The sequence below is a fragment of the Xenococcus sp. PCC 7305 genome (genome assembly GCF_000332055.1).
GTDB lineage: Bacteria > Cyanobacteriota > Cyanobacteriia > Cyanobacteriales > Xenococcaceae > Xenococcus.
On the sequence record NZ_ALVZ01000047.1, the window covers coordinates 1 to 8,809 of the forward strand.

The following is an 8,809-nucleotide window of genomic DNA, read 5'->3' on the forward strand; positions in this document are numbered from 1 at the left end:
GGGCGTAAATAAGCTATCTATCAACGAAGGGCAAAAAGCTGATGTATCAAGACTTATTACTCATTACTTATTACTTATTACTTCCGCGCAGCGGCACTAGTTAGTCCATAACTATGTAGTTGTTGTAACCACTGACAATCGAGAACATCGCGTTCTTTCTCGCATCGTTCATTTCATGCTTACCGTGAGACTGTTTTTTTGTTTGGAGTGAGATCGCTAATGATGCCTAGTAAGGTATTGATAAATAATATAATGCCAAACATTTCTAAAAGTTCTTCAAGACTAGCAAGAAAAGCATGAATAAAATCTTTTTCCCCCCGAAAAAACTCCCAATATCCACCAATTATTTCTAGACCTATAGCACCTAAAATATAAATCCCTGCCGATAGCAAAAATAAAGAACGGACTCTTTTATTTAGTCTTTTTAGGAACTGTAGGTACACCAACAAAAAAACTGTTATAAATGCAATTCCAATAAAAATCCAAGCATCTTTATAGAGAGGATTGTCTTGGTCTAGGGCTAAAATTTTCCGAGCATACTTCATCTCCTCATGATAAGAAAAAGCTTCATCTAAAGCTAAATATACAAATGTTAAAGATAAGCCAGCCCACTCATAGTAATAACAATCTCTACGCTTTAAAAATGTAATTATTCCTAAAAGTACCGCCGAGTAGAAAAGTATAAATGAGGAAAAAAAAGCAGGTGCATTTAACTCAACGTTCAAATTAAAATGAGATAGAAACTTAAGGGATTCAATATCACCTAATAAATAGCTATTAATAATATATAAAAAACCTAAAATAAAAAAGAGCAGAGAGAGAAAAAATAAAATTTTTGTTGTACGATACACGGAATATTTTTGTAATAAAAACTGCAGCATTAATATTAATTGGTTTGGCATTTATTTATAGCCAATGTACAGTAAGTTTTCTGTCTTTGGGTAAAAACTTAAGTAATATTTGCGTAGTATTTGTTTCCATCCTAGGTCTGAAATAGTTTTTCTATAAGGATTGGGAGTTTTTCTGTTCTCTCAAATTGCATACCAAGCATTCCCCTTGTTGTAGATTGCGACCATTCTATTGGCTATTCCTGATATGAAAGCAGCTCCGTTAACTGTCGCTGCTCCTGCCGCATCTAATTGAAGAGTAATTGCTCTATTAATGTGAAAAACTTCGTGATTGCTGATCAGGTGATTATTCGGTTGCCCAAATACCATAACCTAGTATGCGAGCATATTCTTGGGCATGAATAAGATCTTGACTATATTTGTTGGGATATTTGCTATTAACCATCACATAGCCTTCTTTTAATAACTCTTCGCTCACTAGGGCATCATTATGCCAGACATGAGTTAAGAGACGATTATAGGGATCTCGACTCTCTGTTTCCAGTTCTAATTGCACTGTGCCATGATTTACCAACTCTGCCAGTTTGTGCTTAGCTGCTCTCTTTTCCGTGTCGGCAAGGGAGTTGGGGAGTTCTATCCCTACTATTCTTGCTCTTGTCAATTCTCCTTCAAACATTACTTCCAGCGTTTGTCCGCTGACAACCCGTTCCACCTGAACAGAAACCAAATTCAGAGTCGAATTCCCTCCATAACAGCCCCAGAGTAACCAAACACAAAACCCACCGACAAAAATATCCCTCAGAGTCTTCAATGTTCAACGTTATCCCTTATCCTTTAGCTCCTTCCTCATCCTTTATCCCTCATCCCTCATCCTTATAGATTATTCCTCATCAAGAGGTAAGCCGAATCGAACTTTGCCCTTCGCAAAGAAACGGCCAAATTGAAGCTCATAGACTTCATCTTCTTCTTGGGTTTCTACTTCCAAATCAGAACGAGCATAACTTACACATAATAAGGCGTAACCTTGTTTTTTCAGTTCTGGAGAAATTCCCATCGCTTCTGGTTGCTCTAGTTCCCCGGAAATAACTTTTACCGCACAGGCTGTACAAGCTCCGTTACGACAGGAAAAAGGTAGCGTAACGCCTTCTTCCTCTACGCTGTGCAAGATATAACGATCATCTGGAACCGCTACTCGGTGCGTTGCTCCCGTTGTGCGATCGCGTATTGTGATTTGATGTAATTTGCTCATGAGTTGATTATATAAGGAGCTGAGGGGGATTGAATTTAAAACCAAAAATATTTTTCTTTAAAGTTGGAAAACCCACCCTTGCCATGTATAATTGGAAATCGCGGTGTCTGGAGAGATGGCCGAGTGGTCGAAGGCGCAGCACTGGAAATGCTGTAACGGGGCAACCTGTTCGAGGGTTCGAATCCCTCTCTCTCCGTTGGGTTTGATTGCAAGTTGCATAATTAACAAATAATAAAGATATTTAAACTATGTCCGGATATCGGAATCTTTCGGGGAGATTTTGGTATATTCCTAATGATCAATAAAATATTAGCAAGTATCTAGACTATTATTTTATGCTGCCTTCGTTTAGACTACTCTTCAAAAGAGTAAGTTCAAAGCTTGGCTTAGGTCAAGCGAAGGCAGAAGGAGGAAGGCAGATGGCAGAAGGTTTTTTGTTTGGAAGAGGCTTGAACCTCACCCAAACCTTGTTCGCCCATCAAGGGCGAGGCTTGTGTCCTAAGGGGATAAGTTAGAATTATTCCCTCTGCCTTCTGCCCTCTCTCTTGGTGAGCGTTCCCTTGCGCCTGACGGCGGCGCGGGGTCTCACCGCTGCCCTCTGCCCTCAAGGGCGAAGCCCGGTCATAATGAAAAAACATATCTTTTGTTAACTTCTCATTTTCAATAAATAAATACAGTCAAAACAATGTCTACAACAACCTCAACAGAATTGGTAGCTCAGCTCAAAACTATTATTGCTGAAGATCTAGATGTCAATCTAACCGTAGAAGAAATTGACGATAATGTCTCTTTGTTCGAAGAAGGCTTAGGTTTCGATTCGATCGCAATTGTCGAATTCATCTCTGCAATAGAAAAGCATTTTGATATTGAATTTGACGATTCGGAATTAGATCCTGAAAATTTTAAGAGTCTCCAGGTATTGGCCGACCTAATTGCGGGCAAAGTCGATGCTTAACTACATAACTATCCAAATATAAGCACAAATAAGCTAGCAATCCACCATCGTACCTCCTGTATCGATCTAAGGATAGTTACTTAATCATAAAAAATTTAATCATTAAGTATTTATGACTCAAACCTCAGTCACTAATAGCACCGAATCCATCCAAGTATGGGATTTAGCAAGGGATACTGGTGTCGCTTTGATTATCCAAGTTGGAGGAGTGAGTCTTACTTATTTACTACAAGTCGTTCTCGCCCGCTGGATGGGTCAAGCTGAATATGGCATTTATGAGTATGTGATGGCATGGTCTCTTTTGCTGGGGATTTTTGCCGGGCTTGGTTTGGCTCGTACTAATTTGAGATTGATCTCAGAATATCGTGTCAAAGAAGACTGGGGACGTTTAAGAGGTATTTTTAAGGGAAGTTGCCTCATTGTAATAGTTGCGGGTTGTCTGATTTCCCTAGTCGGTACAGGAGTGCTTCTGCTAATAGATCCAGAGCGTAGTTTTACTTATACAACTCCTTTGTTGATTGGGGTCTGGCTGATTCCTCTCCAGGGATTAGTTCAACTTCAACTAGAAACTAGCAGAGCATTAGAAGATGTCACCTTAGCCTATGCTCCCTATCAAATAGTTTGGCCTGTCCTAATTTTATGCGGGGGACTTATTGTGATGGATTCTGATATTCCCATTACGAGTATCCCCATGATTTCTTTGGCTACAGGTCTTTTAGTCGTAGTGGTTTTTGGACAAACATGGTTGGTGGGAGACAAGATCAACCGGGAATATGAACCAGCAGAGCCGATTTACGACTATAAAGGATGGTTTAACATCGCTTTGGTTTTACTGCTCCAAGGTTCATTTATTGTGCTTTTGAATCAAACCGATGTGGTGATGGTAGGAAACTTTCTTGGCCCAGAACAGGCAGGAACCTATAGTGCCGCTATCAAAACCGCTATGTTAATTAGTATTATTTTGCAAACTGTTAATACAGTGGTCGCTCCCGCTTTTGTCGCACTCTATTATCAAAACGATATTTTAGGGTTACAAAAGGTAGTCTCTACCGTCACTGCTTGGATTTTTTGGCCATCTTTAATCTTAGGTATTCTATTCATGACCTTTTCCCATACTATTTTGGGTCTCTTTGGTACAGATTTCCTCGCAGTGGATTGGGAACTAAAAATTTTGGTCTTGGGGAGAGTCTTAGATGCCGTATGTGGCTCTGTCGGTTGTTTAATGATCATGACAGGACATCAAAATCAATCGGTAGTTATTTTTGGAATCGCGGCGGCGATTAATTTAATCTTGAATGCGGTGTTAATTCCGATCTTTGGTAGTGTCGGAGCTGCGATCGCAACTACCGTGTCTTTGATCATGTGGAATATTGCCCTCAGCATTTTGGTGATGAAGTACATTGGGGTTCGTTCATCAATTTTTTACAATTTGTTTCCAAAACCTGAAGTTCAGTCTACATTGTAAGAGTTAAGTTTAAATTATAGATATTATTAGTTTTTCGTTCTGGTGGTGCAAGCGAATTCAAGTGTCTATTTCAGTGATGAGGAGAAAAACATGAGGACTCACCCTAAATCATTTATTCCTGCTATCTTACTGCTATCTTCTTTGGGGTTAACGACCAAAGCCTATGCAGGCCCTGAAACTCAGGATCTAGAACCGGCAACAGAAGTTTCCACGACAACCGTGCCAATCAATCCGGAGTTGGATGCCCAACCTCCTGTAGACCAGGAAATCCCCTGGTATGGACTAGATGATCTTAATGAAATTCCTTCTAGTAATGGAGAAATCTCTGGCTTAAACGATCTCGCAGTGGTCGAAGATGATCCCCTGCGCTTGGATCAAGTAACTAATGTTAATCAATTAAGAGATGTTTCCCCGACCGATTGGGCTTACGAAGCATTGCGTAGCCTAGTAGATCGTTATGGCTGTATTGTCGGTTATCCCGATCAAACCTTTAAAGGCAATCAAGCTTTAAGTCGTTATGAATTCGCTGCAGGTTTAAATGCTTGTTTAAACCAAATTGAACGGCTCATTGCTTCTTCTGAAGCAGTACTGCAAGAAGATCTCGAAACTATCAATCAGTTAATGCAAGAGTTTGAAGCGGAACTCGTAACTATTGCTGGTCGCGTCGATAGTTTGGATGCTCGGGTTGCTTTCTTAGAAGATGTCCAATTCTCTACTACTGCTAAATTACGGGGCTTTGTGACCTTCGGCTTAACAGATTGGTTTTCTGGGGATGGCGACACTGAAACCGTCTTACAAGATGAGGCCATAATGTTTATCAGCAGTAGCTTCACCGGAAAAGATAAGTTGGAAGTGGCTCTACTTGCTAATAGTTTTAGGATTCCTGATTTTGACACGCCCAATAATGGCATTAATGAAAGTACTAGAGAAGGGAATCTCAATGCAGCATTTGAAGATGCTACTGGGGGTCGTGGCAATGTTGTGCAAGAGAATAATTTCCGCCTCTCCACAGTAGAATATACCTTCCCCGTTATTGATCGCGAAAATGTCAAATCATTATTCACTGTCTTTGCTAACAGACGATTTGCTTCTGCTGGGCGAGACATAGGAAATGAATGGTTAGGGCCCAGTAAAACAGTATCTGCTTTTGCTAAACGGAATCCTATTTTCCGTTTAGGGGGAAGAGAAGGCGGCATCCTCCGATTTAAATTCGGGGACAAAGTGCGTTTTGGAGCAAGTTATCAAGGTAATTTTTCCAATAATCCCGATGAAGGTCAAGGCTTTTTTAATGGTAATTATTATATAGTTGGGCAGACTGTAATTACGCCGACTGACAACCTAGCTTTTGCTTTAACCTACGTTAATACTTATACAACTCCTGGTAATTTTAAATTTAGTCGCCGTAAATTTAATCCTAATAGTCCTGGGGGAATTGGTACTGGGCTCGCTAACCGCTTTGATAACGAAGGGGTCTTCTTTGATGAAAATGTTCCCGTCATTTCTAATGCCTACGGTTTCCAAGGATTTTATCAGGTGACCCCTATGATTAATATTGGGGCTTTTGCGACCAAAATTGATTCGAGAATTATTGGTCGTGGGGATGCCGATATTTGGTCCTATGCTGGACTATTAACTTTGAGTGATTTGTTTAAAGAGGGCAATACTGGAGGATTCGTAGTTGGTGTTGAACCTTATCTTGCGGATTTAGATGCTAGGGTTGACTCGAATGAAAATTTCAAGAATGATACTTCTTTGCACATCGAGGCTTATTACCAACATAAATTAAACAAACGCATTTCTATCACCCCGTCCGTGATCTGGATTACGGCTCCTAACCAGAACCGGGACAATGAGGATATTGTTGTGGGCACCGTGCAGACTGTATTTGCTTTCTAACTCTATATAAATTAGTCTAAATTCTTTTCATTCGCGATCGCCGGAAACCTATTCTGCGATCGCGAATTATCTTTTTAAGCATCTTGATGCCAAATCTGAATTTTAAACTTTTGTAACAAAGATGGAACTACTGCATGAATTCTTCACTTGAAGGTAACAGAATTTCAAAATCTGGCTTAATATTTTGAAAAATGTTTAGCAAATCTAAACAGAAACCTTTGCGAGTGAGGAGTTGATTGTGAGAATATCGGTAATTTTATCATCAGGATTGTTGTTTCTCTGGACAGGTAGTACTGCAGTACTAGCAGAGCCATTACTAGAACCTCTGACACTGGATGAGTCGGAACTTCGAGACTATCAGACTTCTGCTAGCTTTCTCGGTGAACCGGAGGAATCGTCCTTATCCCAAGTAACCAATGTCAATCAGTTAAGAGATGTTTCTCCTGGGGATTGGGCTTATGAAGCTCTGCGTAGTTTAGTTGATCGCTATGGTTGCATAGTGGGATTCCCCGATCAAACCTATCAAGGAACTAAACCGCTAAGTCGTTACGAATTTGCTGCGGGTTTAAACTCCTGTCTCAATCAGATAGAACGCTTGATTGCCTCCTCTGAAGCTGTATTGCAAGAAGACTTACAAAATATTGCCCGACTGAGTGAAGAATTTCAAGCCGAATTGGTTGCGATCGCAGGAAGAGTAGATGTCTTAGAAAACAGAGTTGCTTTTCTTGAAGATAATCAATTTTCCACCACCACCACCATGAATGGAGAAGTTGTCTTTGCCCTGGCCGATGCCTTTGGTGGTAACCCGCCGGGGGGTTGTACTATAGTGGGAACCATTGGTGCTGATTGTACCAATCGTAGCGATCCTGATACAGAAACGGTGCTAACTTACACTGCACGTTTAGGTTTACAAAGTTCTTTTACCGGAAAAGATCGTCTGCGCATGTATATGACGACCGGAAATTTTGATAATGGGGGTTTTACGAATGCAGGCTCTCTCAACACTTATATGGCTCGTTTGGGTTACCAAGCCGATTTAGATAGTAATATTTTTCTCGATATTGTTGAATACCGATTTCCTGCTTTTAATGACAAGGTTGCCTTCTATGGTTCAACCTTTGGCTTTGCCTTAAGCAATGTGTTAACGGCTAATGCTCCTTTCTTCGATGTTGGTCGGGGTTCGATTTCTCGTTTTGGGCAACTAAACCCTATTTTGCGCATCGGTGGTGCAATGGAAGCAGGGCTGGGTTTTGATTGGGCTATTGCTGAACCTGTCCGTTTACAAGCTGCCTATGGTACGAGAGATAGTGGGAATCCTGCCCAAGGTTTTTTTGGTGCGGATCATAGTGCTTTAGGAGTGCAGCTATTAGTCCAACCCACCGATAACATTGTCACGGGGATTAATTACGTTAATGCCTATTCTAGCGATGGCACCTTAGGAACTTTTACTGGCAGTGTCAATGCTGAGACAGGTGGTTTATGGTCTAATGCACGAGTTCCAGCACCAGAAGCTCCCGATAATGATCCTACTTTCACGGCTTGTTGTCGGTCTTTCTTGGGAGATCAACCAGCGACAATTAATGCAGTTGGAGGTAGTTTTCAGTGGAATGCCACCAAATCAGTAAATATAGCTGCTTGGGGGGGCTATACTTTTACGAATTTTCTGAACGAACTCCCTGATAATAGAACCATTGATTTAGACGGGCAACCTCCCAATGATGGGATCGGAGCTTCTGCGGGGAAAAAACCCTTTGCTAATTCGGCAACTTTTTCTCTTTCCTTGGGTCTTTCCGATCCTTTTGGGAGAGAAGGGGATGTGTTTGGTTTTATCTTTGGTATGCCTCCTAAATTAGTTGATGGTGGGCCAGAAACACCGGGAACTCCAGTTCCATTCTTCGAACAAGTAATCAATAATGAGAGTGATACTGTAGTAACAGATAATAATCCTAATTTGGATACTTTAGGGGTTGTGAACTCTTCAAGCTCAACTCCAGAAGAATTAGTTGCTCAAGGGGAATTACCAAAAAGAGTCGGAGAAGAAGATGAAGCAACATCGCTACATTTTGAATTCTTTTATCGATTCAAGGTTAATGATCATATTTCTGTTACTCCTGGGTTCTTTTTTGTCACTAATCCAGGTCATATTAAAGATAATGATACCCTCTATGTAGGAACAATTCGGACAACTTTCCGATTTTAAATTGTAAAATTTCACTGTGATTAGCTGTTAGCAGCAATTCCAAATTCAAAAATTAAGAAGTATTTGCAGGGATGAAAGGTTCTGGTTCCGCATCGCCGAGCATAAAGTCGAGGAGATGGTGCCAACTTCGGAATAGTAGATACTTGGACAAAGAGAGGATATCTTGAAAAAAGCCTTTACGAGTGCCTCTTTGAAG

General features: G+C 40.7%; 8 protein-coding genes and 1 tRNA gene. 5 read left to right on the forward strand and 4 right to left on the reverse strand.

Annotated elements, in window-relative coordinates:
* Positions 1–179 precede the first annotated feature (179 nt).
* From XEN7305_RS00895 to XEN7305_RS00910, 4 genes are all read right to left on the reverse strand, one after another.
* Positions 180–902 carry a hypothetical protein gene (locus XEN7305_RS00895; RefSeq protein ID WP_144053169.1) on the reverse strand — a complete coding sequence of 241 codons (723 nt, stop codon included), beginning with the start codon at positions 900–902 and terminating at the stop codon, positions 180–182.
* Between the two features lie 129 nt (positions 903–1,031).
* Complete coding sequence (locus tag XEN7305_RS00900; RefSeq protein WP_006507425.1) at positions 1,032–1,217, reverse strand: hypothetical protein; 186 nt, start codon at positions 1,215–1,217, stop codon at positions 1,032–1,034.
* Positions 1,195–1,659 carry a thermonuclease family protein gene (locus XEN7305_RS00905; RefSeq protein ID WP_006507426.1) on the reverse strand — a complete coding sequence of 155 codons (465 nt, stop codon included), beginning with the start codon at positions 1,657–1,659 and terminating at the stop codon, positions 1,195–1,197. Before XEN7305_RS00905 ends, XEN7305_RS00900 begins: the two co-directional genes overlap by 23 nt.
* Before the next feature lie 69 nt (positions 1,660–1,728).
* Positions 1,729–2,097 carry a 2Fe-2S iron-sulfur cluster-binding protein gene (locus tag XEN7305_RS00910; RefSeq protein WP_006507427.1) on the reverse strand — a complete coding sequence of 123 codons (369 nt, stop codon included), beginning with the start codon at positions 2,095–2,097 and terminating at the stop codon, positions 1,729–1,731.
* A 109-nt stretch (positions 2,098–2,206) separates the two neighbouring features.
* Between XEN7305_RS00910 and XEN7305_RS00915 the strand changes: the two genes are divergently transcribed.
* The 5 genes from XEN7305_RS00915 (at position 2,207) to XEN7305_RS00940 (ending at position 8,613) form a co-directional block, all read left to right on the forward strand.
* Positions 2,207–2,293: transfer RNA gene (locus tag XEN7305_RS00915), tRNA-Ser, on the forward strand.
* 489 nt (positions 2,294–2,782) lie between these two features.
* Complete coding sequence (locus XEN7305_RS00925) at positions 2,783–3,052, forward strand: acyl carrier protein (RefSeq protein WP_006507429.1); 270 nt, start codon at positions 2,783–2,785, stop codon at positions 3,050–3,052.
* A gap of 112 nt (positions 3,053–3,164) precedes the next feature.
* Positions 3,165–4,517 (forward strand): flippase, encoded by a 1,353-nt coding sequence (locus XEN7305_RS00930; RefSeq protein ID WP_006507430.1) that lies wholly within the window; start codon positions 3,165–3,167, stop codon positions 4,515–4,517.
* Positions 4,518–4,607: 90 nt separating this feature from the next.
* A complete protein-coding gene (locus XEN7305_RS00935; protein WP_006507431.1) occupies positions 4,608–6,413 on the forward strand; it encodes an iron uptake porin in 1,806 nt (601 codons plus the stop codon).
* 238 nt (positions 6,414–6,651) lie between these two features.
* A complete protein-coding gene (locus XEN7305_RS00940; RefSeq protein ID WP_006507432.1) occupies positions 6,652–8,613 on the forward strand; it encodes an iron uptake porin in 1,962 nt (653 codons plus the stop codon).
* Positions 8,614–8,809: the final 196 nt, after the last annotated feature.